Source organism: Mesorhizobium sp. Primo-A, from assembly GCF_003997175.1.
GTDB lineage: Bacteria > Pseudomonadota > Alphaproteobacteria > Rhizobiales > Rhizobiaceae > Mesorhizobium > Mesorhizobium ciceri.
Window position 1 is genome coordinate 101,260 of the sequence record NZ_RZTG01000013.1, and the last position, 15,689, is coordinate 116,948.

Sequence of the window (15,689 nt, forward strand, 5' to 3'; positions counted from 1 at the left end):
CCGCCGATGCCGGGCTGGTGGTCATTCCAGGCTCGAAGTCGACAATCGGCGATCTCTTGAAATTCCGCGAGAACGGTTGGGATCGCGACCTTCTTGCGCATCGCAAGCGCGGCGGCCATGTCGTGGGCATTTGCGGCGGCTTCCAGATGCTCGGCCGCATGGTGCGCGATCCCGACGGCATCGAAGGCAGCGTCACCGAAGCCGAAGGGCTCGGCCTGCTCGACATCGAAACGGTGATGGAGCCGGAAAAGACGGTGCGCAACGTCAGCGCCCGTTCGGTGCCGTTCGACCTGCCGCTCGAAGGCTATGAAATCCATCTCGGCCGCACCACCGGGCCGGATACGCTGAGGCCGTCTGCAGTCATCAATGGCATCGATGACGGGGCAGTGTCGGTCGATGGCAAGGTGATCGGCACCTATATGCACGGTCTGTTTGGCGCCGACGGCTTTCGCGGAAGATTCCTCGAAAGCCTCGGCATCAAGGGCGGCGGCATCGATTACCGAGCCGAGGTCGAGCGGGCGCTGGACGAGGTCGCAGCCGAGCTGGAGACCCATCTCGACTGCGACGCGATCTTTGCACTGGCGCGGTAATTCGCGGTTGGCTCAGCCCTTGTCGCCTGCCTTCGGCCAGTAGGTACCGAAGGACCAGACGTTGCCTTCCGGGTCGCGGCAGATGAACTCGCGGCTGCCATAGTCGCGGTTGGTCAATTCCTGGATGATCGTGGCGCCAGCCTTCCTGCCCTTGGCATAGGCGGCATCGGCATCATCGACGGCGATGTAGATCGACTTGCCGCCGCCTGAGCCGGGTTCGCCGACCATCTTGCCGTAGTCGTCGTCGCGCACGGTGCCCAGCATGATCATCGAGGAGCCGAAGACCAGTTCGGCATGGTGCACGACGTCGCCTTCGCCATAGCGGGCCCGGACGCTGAAGCCGAAGGCTTCGCCCAGCCAGTCGATCATCTTTGCCGCGTTCCTGTAGCGCAAGGCGGGGTAGAGGCGGGGCGCTTCGGTGGTGGTGGTCATGTCGATCTCCTTCAGTGGGGTTGGTCGATGCCCCACTGTGGGTAAAGGCCGTTCCGGCGTCTTGAAGAAATGTTACCTGGCCGAGATTCCGGTTGGTGTCTCGCCGGCGAGGTCGCGGAATTCGCGTACCAGATGCGCCTGGTCGGCATAGCCGCAATCGGCTGCGATATCGGCCCAGTCGACGGCCTGCTGCCTCGACAGGCCGAGCGCGCGGTTGAAGCGGACGATGCGCGACAGTGTCTTGGGGCCCATGCCGATGGCGTTGGAAAAACTGCCGGCGAGATGTTTGCGGCTCCAGCCCAGCCTTTCGGCGATCGATGCAATGCGGGTCCGGCCGCCGGATGTGATGATGCGGTCATAGGCCCAGGCGATTTCAAGTGGCGTCTCGGCGGCCTTCTCGAGACGGGCGGTGACGAAGGCTTCGGCCATGTCGAAACGCGTCGTCCAATCCGGCGCATTGCCCAGCCATTCACGCAGCGCCAAGCCCTGAGCGCCAAGCACGTCGTCGAGGACGACCATGCTGTCTGTCAGTTCGCTCATCGGCAGGCGGAAGAAACGGCGTGCGCCAAGCGGCGTGAAGTTGACCTGGACGCAGCAGGCGCCGCCGAAGGATTCGATCACCACCGGTCCGGCAAAGAGGCCGGCGGCGAAACTGGCGAAGCGGTCATTGTCGCCGGGCGCCTTGCCGAGGCCGATGGCGAAGGGTTCGGCGAAGCTGATGACCAGCGGTACGGTGAGCGACGCATATTCGACGTTGCGCATATGGCCGGGCGCCATTTCGCGATAGCCGCAAATGTCCGACACAATGCCCTGAAGTCGAGGATCGGGCAGGCGCCGGCGCATCTCAAACCGCCCGGCGACGGACCGGTCCTGCTCTTGCTGGGGTTGCATCTTGACTGGCATCGGCCATCCTCGCGCCAGTCAAATCTAACAGACCAAGGGCCGGAATCAAAAGCGCCCGGCTTTTGGCCGGGCGCTCCTCGTCCCCACTTCAAGGGAAATGGTCAGGCGCCGCGCATCAAGCAGCCGCCGGCAAGCACGATGAAAGCAATAAGCACGATCCACGCCGATGCGAGTGGAATGAATGAGAGAACGCCAAGCGCGGCGAGAACGCCGATGATGGCGATAACAACGGAGATGATAAAAACGATCTGGGTAGGTGCGCTAAGATTCATGTCTGCCTCTCCAACATGATTCGAACAGCGGCATCCTATCAGGGCGCGGGATCACACACCAATCAAGGCCCGCAGCGGGTTCGCCGGGTCAGCCAGCAGCTTCACAGCAAGCGCCAGGCATACGATCACCAGCAGCGGCTTGATCAGTCTTGCGCCGATGCGCATGGCCAGGCTGGCGCCGACGCGAGCGCCGAGGAACTGGGCGACGCCCATCATCAGACCGATCTTCCAGTAGACGACGCCGAAGGCCGCGAAGACGATGAAGCCGCCGATGTTGGAGGCGAAGTTGAGCAATTTGGTATGCGCCGTCGCCTTGAGCACGCCGTAGCCGGCAAGTGCCACGAAGGCCAGCATGTAAAAGGAGCCGGCGCCTGGCCCGAACAGGCCATCGTAGAAGCCGATGGCGGGCACCAAGGTCAATCCAAACAGGAACGGCGACAGGCGCTCGGCGCGGTCGACATCGTTCATGTTGGGCTTGAACGCGAAGTAGAGCGCGATGGCGATCAGCACGATGGGCAGGGCAGCCCGCAGTATGTCACCCGGCACGATCGTCGCCAGCAAGGCGCCGATGGCGCTGCCGACAAGGGCCAGAAGCGCCGACGGCAATTGCCGGCGCAGGTCGACATGACCCTTCGACGCGTAGTGGATGGTCGCCGAGCCCGAGCCGAACATGCCTTGCAGTTTGTTGGTGGCGAGCGCCTGGACCGGCGTGAAGCCGGCAAGCAGCAGCGCCGGCACTGTGATCAGCCCGCCGCCGCCGGCGATCGAATCGACAAAGCCCGCAGCAAAAGCGGCGAAAGCGAGCATGGCGACGGTCTGGATACTAAGGTCGATCATCTGATGTATGGAGGTGTCCGGCCGGCTGAAATATCGAGCGTTCGACCACGGCCGCCCTGTTTGCGCAAGATCGATTCCGCGCTACCTCTATCCCAGCGCATCGCGCCTGGATTGTGTTTGTGTAGTTAACCCGGAAAGAGGCTCCTGATGGCATTCGCATTGCTGGACCAGATACGTCAGATATTCGACGGCGACCCCGGCGTGCGCAAGGTGGCGGACGATCCGGTCCTGTCGGCGGAATTGCTGATGCTGTTTCGCATGATCCTGGCCGACGGGTCGGTCAGCGAGAGCGAAATGGTTGCCTTCCGGCGCATCTGCAAGGACGCCTTCGGCATTCAGGAAAGCAGCATCGACAGCGTCATCGAATATCTCAACGAGTTCGGCTACGAGACCAATGGCTCGCAGGCGATTGCACTGTTCCGCGATCTCGACGTCGAGCGGCGCCGGCAATTGGCCAAACATATGGCGGAGATCGCCAAGGCGGATTCGCAACTGGCCGAGAGCGAGATCCGCCTGCTGCGCCGCACGCTCGACCTGCTCGATATCAGCCCGGTCGATGTGGTCAAGACGCAGGAGTGATCGGGCCGCCTTCTCTCCTGATCAGCCTTGCTCCCGCAGCCGCTCCGCGATCGCCCGGTGCAAGTCAGGGGCGGCGGTGACAAGCGCCTTGGCAGCCTCGGACTGCGGGTGGTCGAGCACTTCGCTCGTCTTGCCGCGCTCGACGATCTTGCCGTCATGCATGACCAGCACCTCGTCCGTGATGGCGCGGGCCACGGTCAGGTCGTGGGTGATGAAGAGGTAGGCGATGCCGAGCTTCTGGTTGAGCTCTGCGAACAGATCGAGGATCTGGGCGCGGATCGAGACATCGAGCGCCGAGACCGGCTCGTCGGCAACGACCAGCTTGGGGCGGGTGATGATGGCGCGGGCGATCGACAGGCGCTGGCGCTGGCCGCCGGAAAATTCATGGGGGTATTTGTCCATGTCGCTGATGCCGAGGCCGACTTCGTGCAGGGCATGCGCCACCATCTCGCGGCACTCGGCGCGCGTCGGCTTTTTCTCCAGCACATGCAGGGGTTCGGCAACCAGCTTTTTCACCTTCTGGCGCGGGTCGAAGGAGCCATAGGGATCTTGAAAAACGACCTGCATATCGCGTCGCGCCGGCTTCAGCTCGGCTTCGCTCTTGCCGGTTATGGTCCCGCCGCGGAACCGGATCGAGCCCGATGTCGGCCGATCCAGCGCCAGGATCATGCGGGCGAGCGTCGACTTGCCGCAGCCGGAGCGACCAACCAGTGCCACTGACTGACTCGGCGCCATCGACAGCGAGACGTCGTCGACGGCGCGGATACCAGGCGCGCGCTTGAACAGCGAAGTGCGCCGGCCGGGATAGTCGCGGGTCACGCCCTCGACCTGAAGCAAAGGGCGGCCCGTCTCGATGCCATGCGGCCTGGCGCGCGCCGGCACATGCATCGAGGCCTGCGCCAACTGGCGCGTGTAGGGGTGGAGCTGTTCGGATAGCGTGCGTGCGGTGTCGCCGGCTTCCATCACCTCGCCGCGGCGCAGGATGGTGATGCGGTCAGCCATCTCGGTCACCACGGCGAGGTCATGCGAGATCAGGAGCAGGCCCATGCGGCTCTCCGCGACGAGGTCGCGCAAAAGGTCGAGGATTTGTGCCTGCAGCACCACGTCGAGCGCCGTCGTCGGTTCGTCGGCGATCAGCAGCTTCGGCTTCAGCGCGCAGGCGATGGCGATGACGACGCGCTGGCGCTGGCCGCCCGACAGTTCGTGCGGATAGCGCGACAGCGGGAATTTCGCTTCGGGCAAGCCGACACGGTCGAGCATTTTTCGCGCCCGGTCTTCGGCCTCGGCGCGGCTGGCCCTGGTGTGCCAGCGTATGCCTTCGGCAACCTGCTCGCCGATGGTCTTGACCGGATTGAGCGCGGTCATCGGCTCCTGGAACACCATGCCGATGTCGTCGCCGCGCAGCGCACACATCTGGTCCTCGGTTGCTGCCAGGATGTCGATGCCGTCGAATGTGACACGTCCGCTGGCGCGCGCGGCATGGGGCAGAAGCTGCATCACCGTCAGCGCGGTCATCGATTTGCCGGAACCGGATTCGCCGACCAGCCCCATCACCTCACCGGGCGCGACGGAAAGCTCCACACCCTTGAGGATCTGCGTGTCGCCGATGGTCAGCGACAGGTTCTCGATGTCGAGCAGGCTCATCGCTGCCGCCGCGATTTCGGATCGAGGATGTCGGCGATGCCGTCGCCCAGGAGGTTCAGCCCCAGCACGGCGACAACGATCGCCATGCCCGGAAAGATCGCCATCCATGGCGCCACCACCATGCGGGTCTGCGCGTCGAACAGCATGCGGCCCCAGCTCGGCATTGGCGGTTGCGCACCCAGGCCCAGATAGGAAAGCCCGGCCTCGGCCAGGATGCCCAGCGCGAACTGGATGGTGCCTTGCACCAGAAGCAGCGTGGCGATATTGGGCAGCACATGTTCGATTGTGATCTGCGTGCTGCTCTTGCCGGCGGCGCGTGCGGCGAGAATGAACTCGCGCGGCCAGATCGCCAGCGCGCCGGCCCGGGCGACGCGCGCAAAGACCGGGATGTTGAAGATGCCGATGGCGATGATGGCGTTGACGGCGCCCGGTCCGAAGATGGCGGTGATCATGATCGCCGACAGCAAAGCCGGGAAGGCGAAGACGAGGTCGTTCAGCCGCATCAGCGCCTCGTCGACGGGGCCGCCGCGTGCCGCGGCAAAGGCGCCGAGCGGCACGCCGACCCCCATGCCGATGCCGACCGCGACCAGCGCCACGGCAATCGAATTGCGGGCGCCGACCATGACCATCGACAGGATGTCGCGGCCGAAATGGTCGGTGCCGAACCAGTGCGCCAGCGAGGGCGCTTGCGTCTTATCCGATATCACCAGTTTCGTGACGTCATAGGGCGTCCAGGCATAGGAGACGACAGCCATTGCCAGGATCAGCAGGGTGATGACGAAACCGGCAACGAAGGCGGTATTCCCGAACGCCTTGCTCAGGATGCTGCCGAACGTCTCTTCTGATATGTCGATGTGCAGTGTCATTGCCGGCTTCTCAGGCGCGGATCGACGACCGCATAGGAAAGGTCGACCAGCAGATTGACGGCGATGACGGCGGCGACCAGCAGCATGACGACGCTTTCGACGACGATCAGGTCGCGCTGGGTGATGGCCTGGAACACCAGCCTGCCGAGGCCGGGCAGATAGAAAACATTCTCGATGATGATGGTGCCGGCAAGCAGGAAGGCGAACTGCAGGCCCAGAATGGTCAGCACCGGAATCATGGCGTTGCGCAGCGCGTGCCGCCACAGCACAGCTCGGTAGGGCAGACCCTTGGCGCGGGCGGTACGAATATAGTCCTCGTTCAGCACCTCGATCAGCGCCGAGCGGGTGACGCGCGCCAGAATCGCGGCTTGCGGCAAGGCAAGCGCCAACGCCGGCAGCAGCAGCGACTTCAAGGCTGGCCAGACGCCGGCACTCCAGCCGGGAAAGCCGCCAGCAGGAACCAGCCGCAGCCAGACGGCGAAGACATAGATCAGCATCAGCGCGAACCAGAAATTGGGCACGGCGACGCCAAGCTGTGCGGCGCCCATGGAAATCGTATCACCGGCCCGTCCACGCCGGCTGGCGGAAAACAGGCCGACGGGAATCGCGATGAGGGTGGAGAGCGCAAGCGCAATCAGCGCCAGCGGCAGCGAGACGGCCAGCCGCTCGCGAACCAGACCGATGACCGGCACCGAATAGGTGTAGGAGCGGCCGAAATCGAGGCTGAGCAGGCCGCCCGCCCAGTGCAGATAGCGCCAAGCCAGCGGCGCGTTGAGGCCCATCTGGTTGCGCAGCAACTCGACCTGGTCGGCACTGGCATTCAGGCCCAGCATTAGCCGCGCCGGATCGCCGGGCAGGACCTCCAGGACGGCGAACACCACCATGGAAGCCAGCACCAGCGTGGCGATGGCGATGGCGAGGCGTTTTAGGAGGTAGGCGGTCATGGAAGGTGGGGGATCATTCGCTCCACTTCACCTTGGTCAAATCATTGGCCTGGATCGGGGCGTTTTCCCACAGCCCTTGCAGCTTGGCGTCCCAGACGCCGATCTTCGGCAATTCATAGAGGAAGCCGACCACCGCATCGTCGGCCAGGATCTTCTGCGCTTGCCCCAGCAATTCCTTGCGCTTGGCTTCGTCGGAGGTGACGCCGAGATCGGCAATCACGTTGTCGAAGGCCGGGTTGTCGTAGTTGAAGTAATAATCCTTGCGCGAATAGATATCGATGTCGTTGGGCTCGGTGTGGGAGACGATCGTCAGGTCGTAATCCTTCTTGGTGAACACCTGGTCCAGCCACTGTGCCCATTCGACCGGAATGATTTCCAGATCGATGCCAACGTCGCGAAGCTGCGAGGCGATGATTTCGCCACCGAGACGGGCATAGGTGGGCGGCGGCAGTTTCAGCGTCGCCTTGAAGCCGTTCTCGAGGCCTGCCTCTTTCAGCAATTCCTTGGCCTTGGCGACATCATGCGGGTAGCGGCCGGTGAGGTCGACATAGTCCTTGTTGGCCGGCGACATATGCGAGCCGATCGGCTGGCCGAGGCCGGCCGAGGCGCCGTCGATGATGGCCTTGCGGTCGAGCGCGTAAGAGATCGCCTGCCTCACCTGCAGCTTGTCGAAAGGCGGCTTCTTGTTGTTGATCGACAGGATGGTCTCACCCTCGGTCGCGCCGATCACCACCTTGAAGCGCGGGTCGTCCTTGACCTGGGCGACGCTGTCGGCATCGAAGAACGGGAAAGCCTGGATGTCGCCCGAGAGCAGCGCCGGCACATAGGCCGCGGCATCCGGCACGATGCGAAACTCGGCCTTGTCGAGCGACGCCGGCGTGCCCCAGTAATTGTCCGATTTGACCAGCGTGATCGACGATCCCTTGGCCCAGCTCTGGAACTTGAACGGGCCGGTGCCGATCGGTTTCTCCTTGTTGGTGTCGGCAGATTCCGGCGCCACGATCACCGCGTCGCCCCAGCCCATATTGTAGAGGAACGAGCCCTGCGGGTTCTTCAGCGTGACCTTGACGGTTGCCGGATCGACGACGTCGACCTTGTCGATGGCGGCGAACAGGCCCTTTTGCGCGTTGACGGAGTTGTCGGCTCGCGCCCGGTCGAGCGAGAATTTCACGTCGGCGGCATCGAAGTCGGTGCCGTCATGGAATTTCACGCCGGTGTGCAGCTTGAAGGTGTAGACCTTGCCGTCATCGGAAATGGTCCAGCTTTCGGCCAGATCCGGGAGCACCTCGCCATTCGGCCCGATGCGCGTCAGGCCTTCGAACACATTGGCATAGAGAACCTCGTCGATCGCTGCGGCGGCACCGGCGGTCGGATCGAGATGCGGGGGTTCGAGCGGAATGCCGATGACCAGGTCGGTTCGCGCGGCGAACGCAGAGGTGCCGGCGGCCAGCGACAGCACCGCGGCCGCCAGAATGGTTTTCCACAATTTCATCGTGCAACTCCCCATGCGTTCAGACACGTGCTCGAACCCGAGTGATAGAAGCGTGATTTCGCCACGGAGTAAATTGCGTTTCGTTCTGCCCCTTGGCGTGGCCGGGAATGTTTTTGTCCTGGCGACCGCATCGGCAGTCGAAGCTTGTCGCGGTGCACACCTTATCCCGTGGCTGTGCCGCGCAGCAGCACGTTGAGCCCTATCGCCATCACCTTGGCCGATTCCACCATGTCCGATATGCCGACCCATTCGTCCGGCCGGTGGGCGAGGTCGAGAATGCCAGGCCCATAAGCGATGCAATCATAGATATGGCCGATGCGAGCTATGTGCTTCTGGTCATAGGTGCCGGGCGAAATGACATAATCGGGTTCGCGGTCGAAGATCGCCATGATGCCTTGCGCAACCGCCTTGACCACCGGCGCGTCGCGCTCGGTCATCAGCGGCAGCACTTCCATCAGGTCGCGGATTTCATAGTCGAATTTTGTCCGCTCGCGTTTCAACCGGTCGAGAATGCCGGTCACTTCACCTTTGACGGTGTCGAGATCTTCCTCGAGCAGGAAACGGCGGTCGATGGTCATCCGGCAGGAGTCGGGCACGTTGGGCGACGGCAGGCCGGGCCGGAAATCCTCGGTCTGGCCGCCATGGATCGAATTGATGTTCATGGTCGAGCGTTTTGCTCCTTCGGGCACGACCGGCATGCGCGTCATCTTGCGGTCGAGCGCGGGAAACAGTTCGTCCTCGAAAGCCCGCAGCACGGCGCCCATGTGGCGCACCGCATTGTCGCCGAGAAACGGCATCGAGCCGTGCGCGATCTCCCCCTTGGTCTCGATCTCCGCCCACCAGACGCCACGATGGCCGAGGCAGATGCGGTCCTTGTTCAGCGGCTCGGGAATGATGACATGGTCGACCCTGGGTTTTGAGAAATAGCCGAGCCTGGCCAGATGCGCGACGCCGCCGAAGCCGCCGGATTCCTCGTCGACGGTGCCGGATATTTCGATGGCGCCGGGAAAATCGGGGAAGACTTCCAGGAAGGCCTCGGCTGCGATGATAGAGGCGGCAAGGCCGCCCTTCATGTCGCAGGCGCCGCGGCCATAGACCCTGCCGTCCCTGACGATGCCGGCGAAGGGATCGACGGTCCAGCCATCACCGGCTTCGACCACGTCGATATGCGAGTTGAAGTGGACGCAGGCGCCCGGCGACCTGCCTTCGGAACGGGCAACGACATTGACGCGCGGGTAGCGGTCGGTGTCGCCGGGCGTGCCTTCGGCGCGGATGAACTCGGTCTCGAAACCGCTCTTCTTCAGCCGCGCGCCGAGATATTCGGCGCATGGCCGGTAGGCCTCGCCGGGTGGATTGATAGTCGGAAAACGGATCAGTTCGGCGGTCAGCGCGACGACGTCGTCGCGCCTGTCATCGATTGCCTGGAGGAGTCGCTGGTTCATGCGCAGAGTTGAGCAGCGATCCCAGCGGTTTTGCAAGCCCGCCGGCGATCAAGCCGGTGCGGCGTGTCGTTGCGGCAACTATTGCGGGAAATCGTTCAAATTCGCTGCTTTGGATTGGCGAATTGGTCAAGGTGTGTGTGTTAGCCCGTGCATCTGCCATTAAAAAGATGAAAAACAATCAGGCAGGCAGGTTAGGGGCAATCAAAGGGGTTTGATCGCATGAAAAAGACAGTTCTCATGGCAACCATGTTTGTTGCAATGCTGTTCGGTGCTTCGGGGCAGGGCTGGGCAGCCAGCCTCGTTGCAAATATAGACGTGTCGTCGCAGACGATGACCGTCAGATATGGCGCGTCGGTTTACCGGTGGAGTGTCTCCACCGCCCGCACCGGCTATTTCACGCCGCGCGGCACCTATCGGCCGCAGCGCACGGCCAGGATGTGGTATTCGCGCAAATACCATATGTCGCCGATGCCCTATTCGGTGTTCTTCCATGGCGGCTATGCCATCCATGGAACCGGCGCCGTCAGGCAGCTCGGCCGCCCGGCGTCGCATGGCTGCGTGAGGCTGCACACGGCCAATGCCGCCACGTTCTATTCGATGGTGCGGGAAGTGGGTTTCGGCAACACGCGCATTGTCGTCACCAACTAAGGCGGGTTCAGGTTCGCTGTTGTCTGCTGGCGCTGGGCTAACCCCACGCCAGCAGCTCTGCCTAAGCGTTTGGGACCGCCTTTGCCTGCGGTCGCTTTCGACGCCCGCCGCTGATCTCCCACCTTTTGTGGAACCACATCCACTGGCCGGGATCTTCTCGCACCCAGCGCTCGACGACGTCGTTGAGACGCTGGGTGGTGGCACGGACATCGACGCTGCCGTCAGCGGTGCGCGGCAAGGTCAACTTGTCCTCGATTTCGAGCCGGAAGCGGTTGCCCGGCAGCCTGACGCAGCGCGCCGGATAGACGTCGCAATCGTAGTGGCGGGCAAGGGTGGCCAGCACGCGATTGCTCTGGCAGGGACGGCCGAAGAATGTCGTCTCCAGTCCATTGGAGAATTTCTGGTCGACAAGGATGCCGATGTTGCCGCCGTTCTCCAGAACCCCGGCCAGGGCGAATGACGCGCCCGCCATGGATGGCAGCAACGAGCCCATGGTCGAGCGGCGCGTCGAGAGGATGTAGTCGGCGAGATAGGGATTGTTAGGCGGGCGAAACAGCGCAGTGATGTTCATGCCGAAAGTCGCGGCCGCCACCGGCAGCAATTCGAAATTGCCGAGATGACCGGTGAAGACGATGTGCGGCTTCTCTTCGCTGGCTATTTCGACGAAGTGGTCAGCTCCCTTGACCTCGACGCGGCCGGGCTCGCTGGCTGCGGGGTCGTAGTCGAAGAGGGCGTCGAGAAAGATGTATTCGGCGGCAAGGCGAGCCATGTTGCCCCACATGTCGGAGGCGATCGCCTGGATTTCGGCTTCGCTCTTTTCCGGATAGGCCTTGCGCAGATTGTCGACGGCGACCTGATGGCGTCCCACCCGGGGGCCGACCAGGCGTGCGACGCGGTCGGCGAAATTCAGCGCACTGTCGGCCGGCAGCAGGCGCAGGACCGAGATGATCATCATCGCTGCCCGCGCCACCAGCCAGTAATTGAGCTGGCGCAGTTGCCTGCCGTAACGAAATTTGAGGTCCCGGCGGAACTTCTTGAATACAGAGGTCAAGGCTCTAGCCGACGCGCAGGATGATCTTGCCGAAAACGTCGCGGCCTTCCATGCGCTTCAGCGCGGCGTCGATACCGTCGAAGCCGACTTCGGTGTCGATGACGGGTGCGACCTGTCCCGCCGCCATTTTCTGCATGGCGTTGGCCATGTTTTCCATGCGGCAGCCAAAGGAGCCAAGCAGTTTCAATTGCTGCTGGAACAGCTGCATCAAATTGATCTGCGTCGACACGCCGGAGGTCGAACCGCAGGTCACCAGGCGGCCGCCACGCTTCAGGCACAGCATCGAGGCGGCGAATGTGTCGGCGCCGACATGTTCAAAGACGACGTCGACGCCCTTCTTCTTGGTCAGCTTGCGCACGACGCCCTCGAAACGGTCGTCGCGGTAGTTGATGACATGGTCGGCGCCGAGCGCCTTGGCCTTGTCGATCTTGTCGTTGGAGCCGACCGTAGTGATGATCGTGCAACCCATCCGCTTGGCCAACTGGATGGCCGCCGAGCCGATGCCGGATCCGCCGGCATGGATAAGGATGGTTTCGCCGGGTTGAAGCCTGGCGTTGTCGAACAGCATGTGCTCGACGGTGCCGAAGGTGACGGGCGCCACCGCCGCCCCGATGTCGGTCACGCCGGGCGGGGCAGGGACCAGCAGGCGGGCCGGCAGGTTGATCTTCTCCTGCGCGAAACCGTCGAGATGGAAACCGTGCACGCCCGAAACATGTTCGCAGAGGTTGTCGCGGCCTTCGCGGCAGGCTCGGCAGAGGCCGCAGGTGCGCGCGCCATAGATCGACACCAATTGTCCGGGCAGCAGGCTGGAAACGCCGGGGCCAACCGCCTCGACCTCGCCGGAGGCCTCCGCGCCGACGACCAGCGGCAGCTTGCGCTTGGCGAAGGCCATGCCGCGCCAGCCCCAGACGTCGATATGGTTCAGCGCTACTGCCTTGATGCGCAGCGTGACTTCGCCGAGTGCCGGCGGTGGAGGAGGCGGCAGGTCCACCGTCTCAAGACGGCGGTCCTCTATAAGTTGCAATGCGCGCATGGGGCCTGTCGGTTCAGTCTGGCTGAAAAAGGTCGCTTAGACCGGTTCCCGCGCCATGACAAGGCAAGTGTTCTGGCCGCCGAAGCCGAAGGAGCTCGACAGAACGGTGCGGACCTCGGCGTTGCGCTTCTTGTTCGGCACCACGTCGAGCACGATCGCGGGGTCGGGATTGTCATAGTTGATGGTCGGCGGAATGACGCTTTCGCGCATCGTCATCAGCGAGAAAGCCGCCTCGACAGCGCCCGCCGCCGACAGCGTGTGACCGATCATCGATTTGTTCGACGAGACCGGCATAGAGCCGATCCGCTCGCCGAACACCGTCGACAGCGCCAGATGCTCCATCTTGTCGTTTTCGGGCGTCGAGGTGCCGTGGGCATTGACGTAGTCGATCTCGTCTTCACCCAGTCCGGCATCGACGAGGGCGGCGCGGACCGCGGCGATGGCCGGTGAAGCGTCCGGTTTGGAGCGGGTGCGGTGGAAGTCGTCGGCCTTCTCGCCGCAACCGCCCAGGACGCCGAGAATAGTCGCGCCGCGAGCCAATGCCGTCTCAAGCGATTCCAACACCAGCGCCCCGGATCCCTCGGCCAACACGAAGCCGTCGCGATCCCTGGAGAAGGGTTTCGACGCCTTTTCGGGGATGTCGTTGTGCGTGGAGAGCGCCGAAAGCAATGAGAAACGGATCAATGCCTCGGCGGTCGCGGAACCGTCCGCGCCGATCGACAGCGCACGGTCGCATTCGCCGCGTCGGATCGCCTCGACACCGAGCTGAATCGCGGTGGCGCCTGAAGCGCAAGCCGTCGACAGCGTGATCGGCAGACCACGCGTGCCAAGGCGATCGGCAAGGCGGCCGGCGATCGAACCGAACTGGGTGGTCTCGAAAATATCCAGCTCTTTCAAGCTACGCGCGACCCGAAGCAGTCTTTCGGCGGCGGTGTCATCCTTGTCCTTGTCAGAATTGTAGAGCGAGAAGCGCTCGGCCCAGTCGAGTTCGACTGGCGGCGATGCGAGGAAGAGCGGTCCGCCGAAATCGCTGGAATCAAGACCGGCTTCGCTCACCGCTTCTAAGCCCGCAAGCTCGGCTAGCTCATAGGTGAGTGGGCTGGCGCCTTTCGAGCTCGACGGCAGGAAATCGACCATGCCGGAGATGCGGGTGTTCAATTGATCGATGGGAAAGCGGGTGATCGGGTGAATGCCCGACTTGCCGGAGGTCAGTGCCGCCCAATTGTCTGATTTGCCGACGCCAAGCGAGGTCACCACGCCGATGCCGGTGACGGCGACGATCGGCCTGCCCATGTGATCTCTGAGATTGGCCATCCGGGAGCCCTCTTATCGTTGCAGCATGGGTCGTGGAGCCGCGTTACGCGGCATTGACCAGCGCCATGCCCTCGAATTGGTGATAGCCGATCGCCGTTGCAAGGACGGATTGGGGAACGCCTTCGAACGGCGTCTCGGCTGCGGCATCAAAAACAGGATAGGCGGCCTTGCGGTCGACAGCGAGTGCCGCCAGTGCCACAGCGAAAGGAAACTGTGCTTCCTTCATGTGCCCGGTCAGCGTCGAGAAGCCACGCGCGGCGATCGCCGGATTGGCATCGAGCGCTGCCTTCTCGGCTGTTGTCGCCGCATGCGCCCCCGATGCGCCCGACAGGGTCAGCAATTTGCCGTTCGGCAATGCAGCCTGCTTGAGCAGTGCGGCGATCTCGGCGTCGAGTTCTCCCCGTGGCCGCCGGGCGCGGCCGGAGACGACCGGTCCAAGTTCTGCATAGATCTTGCGGCCGCGGCTCATCGCGTGTTCGCGCTGCTCCAGCACCAGGAAGGCGCCGCCGGAGCCGGTCACGACGCCACCGCCCTCAGTGCCCTGTCTTTGCCAAACCGGCTTCCATGGGCCGCGATGCAGATAGCCGGCGAGTTCATAGCCGAGCAGCATATCGGGATGTTCGGTCTGGAAGGCACCGCCGACCAGGATATGCGTCGACTGACCCGAGCGGATGCGTGCGGCGGCCGTTTCAACCGCGGCGACACCGGCACCTTCCTCGCCCATGAAGGTTCTGGACGAACCGGTGACCTTGTGGACGATGGAGATGTTGCCGGCGAGCAGGTTGGACAATTGGGCCAGAAACAGTGTCGGGCGCAATTCGGTGGTCAATTTCTCGTTGAGCAGTACATCGCGGTCATTGCGGCTTTCCGAAGCGGCGAGAATGGCGGCATCGACCGCCTCGTCGCGCTCGCCACCGCCCGCCGCCACAACCATGTCCATGGTCGCGCAGAGTTCGTCATTGCCCTTGATGCCGGCGTCGTCCAGTGCAAGGCCGGCAGCATAGGTGCCGAGCCTCTGCCAGGTTTCCATCTGGCGCTGATCGCCACGCTTGGCGATCTGCAGGTTCCAGTCGATCTCAGGCAGCGGATGGACAGTATAGGGTGCAAAGCGCGTCGCTTCGAGCACCGGCTGCGGGCCCGGTTGCGCGAGCTTCTGCCAGTGGGCGTCAGGACCTTCCCCCAGCGAGGAGACAAGGCCGATACCTGATATGACGACGTCGCGGGGGCTGCTCATGTGCGGCTTTGTGGGTCAGGCGGCAGAGCGCGTCAAGATCGTGCGCTCAACTGACGTCAGGCGGTCTTGGCGGCGACCAGCGCGTCGATCTTGGCGCACAGGTTCTTCATGACGAAGTAATCGTCGGTCGAAGCCTTGCCGTCATTGACCTCCTGGGTCCACTTTTCCAGCGGCACCTTGATGCCGAATTCCTTGTCGATGGCAAAGACGATGTCGAGAAAATCGAGGCTGTCTATGCCGAGATCGTCAATCGTGTGGCTCTCGGGCGTGATGGTGTCGATATCGATCTCGCTGGTGTCGGCAATGATCTTGGCGACTTTGTCGAACGTGGTGGACAAGGGCTTTTCCTTCGGTTGCGGGCGGAATCTGTCCGCATCTTGTTTGGGCGCTGTCTAATCGGTTTTTTCC

17 protein-coding genes and 1 pseudogene are annotated in these 15,689 nt (G+C 63.2%); 4 read left to right on the plus strand and 14 right to left on the minus strand.

Features of this window, described 5'->3' with window-relative positions; all coding sequences use genetic code 11:
- Positions 1-590, plus strand: a pseudogene (locus tag EOC83_RS33310) (cobyric acid synthase CobQ); the annotation flags it as partial.
- A 12-nt stretch (positions 591-602) separates the two neighbouring features.
- On the opposite strand, the gene EOC83_RS23750 reads toward EOC83_RS33310, so the two are convergent.
- From EOC83_RS23750 to EOC83_RS23765, 4 genes are all read right to left on the minus strand, one after another.
- Complete coding sequence (locus EOC83_RS23750; protein ID WP_063168185.1) at positions 603-1,022, minus strand: VOC family protein; 420 nt, start codon at positions 1,020-1,022, stop codon at positions 603-605.
- Positions 1,023-1,094: 72 nt separating this feature from the next.
- Entirely contained in the window at positions 1,095-1,925 is an 831-nt protein-coding gene (locus EOC83_RS23755; RefSeq protein ID WP_063168184.1) for an AraC family transcriptional regulator, read from the minus strand.
- A gap of 101 nt (positions 1,926-2,026) precedes the next feature.
- On the minus strand, positions 2,027-2,197 hold the full coding sequence (locus EOC83_RS23760; protein WP_082826471.1) for a hypothetical protein: 171 nt from the start codon (positions 2,195-2,197) through the stop codon (positions 2,027-2,029).
- Positions 2,198-2,248: 51 nt separating this feature from the next.
- The gene (locus EOC83_RS23765) at positions 2,249-3,034 is read right to left on the minus strand and encodes a TSUP family transporter (RefSeq protein WP_013531213.1); all 786 of its coding nucleotides are present in this window, start codon (positions 3,032-3,034) and stop codon (positions 2,249-2,251) included.
- Positions 3,035-3,181: 147 nt separating this feature from the next.
- On the opposite strand from EOC83_RS23765, the gene EOC83_RS23770 reads away from it, so the two are divergent.
- Positions 3,182-3,613, plus strand: a complete 432-nt coding sequence (locus EOC83_RS23770) for a TerB family tellurite resistance protein (RefSeq protein ID WP_063168183.1) — start codon at positions 3,182-3,184, stop codon at positions 3,611-3,613.
- 21 nt (positions 3,614-3,634) lie between these two features.
- Here the strand turns inward: EOC83_RS23770 and EOC83_RS23775 are convergent, their stop codons facing one another.
- The 5 genes from EOC83_RS23775 to EOC83_RS23795 form a co-directional block, all read right to left on the minus strand.
- Entirely contained in the window at positions 3,635-5,257 is a 1,623-nt protein-coding gene (locus tag EOC83_RS23775; RefSeq protein ID WP_013531215.1) for a dipeptide ABC transporter ATP-binding protein, read from the minus strand.
- On the minus strand, positions 5,254-6,123 hold the full coding sequence (locus EOC83_RS23780; protein WP_063168182.1) for an ABC transporter permease: 870 nt from the start codon (positions 6,121-6,123) through the stop codon (positions 5,254-5,256). The genes EOC83_RS23775 and EOC83_RS23780 overlap by 4 nt, the downstream gene beginning before the upstream one ends.
- The gene (locus tag EOC83_RS23785; protein ID WP_063168181.1) at positions 6,120-7,067 is read right to left on the minus strand and encodes an ABC transporter permease; all 948 of its coding nucleotides are present in this window, start codon (positions 7,065-7,067) and stop codon (positions 6,120-6,122) included. Before EOC83_RS23785 ends, EOC83_RS23780 begins: the two co-directional genes overlap by 4 nt.
- Positions 7,068-7,080: 13 nt before the next feature.
- Positions 7,081-8,559 carry an ABC transporter substrate-binding protein gene (locus EOC83_RS23790; protein WP_063168180.1) on the minus strand — a complete coding sequence of 493 codons (1,479 nt, stop codon included), beginning with the start codon at positions 8,557-8,559 and terminating at the stop codon, positions 7,081-7,083.
- A 161-nt stretch (positions 8,560-8,720) separates the two neighbouring features.
- Positions 8,721-10,001 (minus strand): acetylornithine deacetylase/succinyl-diaminopimelate desuccinylase family protein, encoded by a 1,281-nt coding sequence (locus EOC83_RS23795; RefSeq protein WP_063168179.1) that lies wholly within the window; start codon positions 9,999-10,001, stop codon positions 8,721-8,723.
- Between the two features lie 8 nt (positions 10,002-10,009).
- Here EOC83_RS23795 and EOC83_RS23800 point away from each other — a divergent pair, with 8 nt between their 5' ends.
- Together EOC83_RS23800 and EOC83_RS23805 are read left to right on the plus strand one after the other, a co-directional pair.
- On the plus strand, positions 10,010-10,216 hold the full coding sequence (locus EOC83_RS23800; RefSeq protein ID WP_127224121.1) for a hypothetical protein: 207 nt from the start codon (positions 10,010-10,012) through the stop codon (positions 10,214-10,216).
- Between the two features lie 4 nt (positions 10,217-10,220).
- Entirely contained in the window at positions 10,221-10,649 is a 429-nt protein-coding gene (locus EOC83_RS23805) for a L,D-transpeptidase (protein WP_013531220.1), read from the plus strand.
- A gap of 61 nt (positions 10,650-10,710) precedes the next feature.
- Here the strand turns inward: EOC83_RS23805 and EOC83_RS23810 are convergent, their stop codons facing one another.
- The 5 genes from EOC83_RS23810 to EOC83_RS23830 are packed head-to-tail and all read right to left on the minus strand — an operon-like array spanning position 10,711 to position 15,619.
- On the minus strand, positions 10,711-11,700 hold the full coding sequence (locus tag EOC83_RS23810; RefSeq protein WP_027160475.1) for a lipid A biosynthesis lauroyl acyltransferase: 990 nt from the start codon (positions 11,698-11,700) through the stop codon (positions 10,711-10,713).
- Between the two features lie 4 nt (positions 11,701-11,704).
- Positions 11,705-12,733, minus strand: a complete 1,029-nt coding sequence (locus tag EOC83_RS23815) for a zinc-binding dehydrogenase (RefSeq protein ID WP_013531222.1) — start codon at positions 12,731-12,733, stop codon at positions 11,705-11,707.
- Between the two features lie 36 nt (positions 12,734-12,769).
- Complete coding sequence (locus EOC83_RS23820) at positions 12,770-14,047, minus strand: beta-ketoacyl-ACP synthase (protein ID WP_013531223.1); 1,278 nt, start codon at positions 14,045-14,047, stop codon at positions 12,770-12,772.
- A gap of 43 nt (positions 14,048-14,090) precedes the next feature.
- On the minus strand, positions 14,091-15,281 hold the full coding sequence (locus EOC83_RS23825) for a beta-ketoacyl-ACP synthase (RefSeq protein WP_063168178.1): 1,191 nt from the start codon (positions 15,279-15,281) through the stop codon (positions 14,091-14,093).
- Positions 15,282-15,337: 56 nt separating this feature from the next.
- On the minus strand, positions 15,338-15,619 hold the full coding sequence (locus EOC83_RS23830; protein WP_010909964.1) for an acyl carrier protein: 282 nt from the start codon (positions 15,617-15,619) through the stop codon (positions 15,338-15,340).
- Positions 15,620-15,689: the final 70 nt, after the last annotated feature.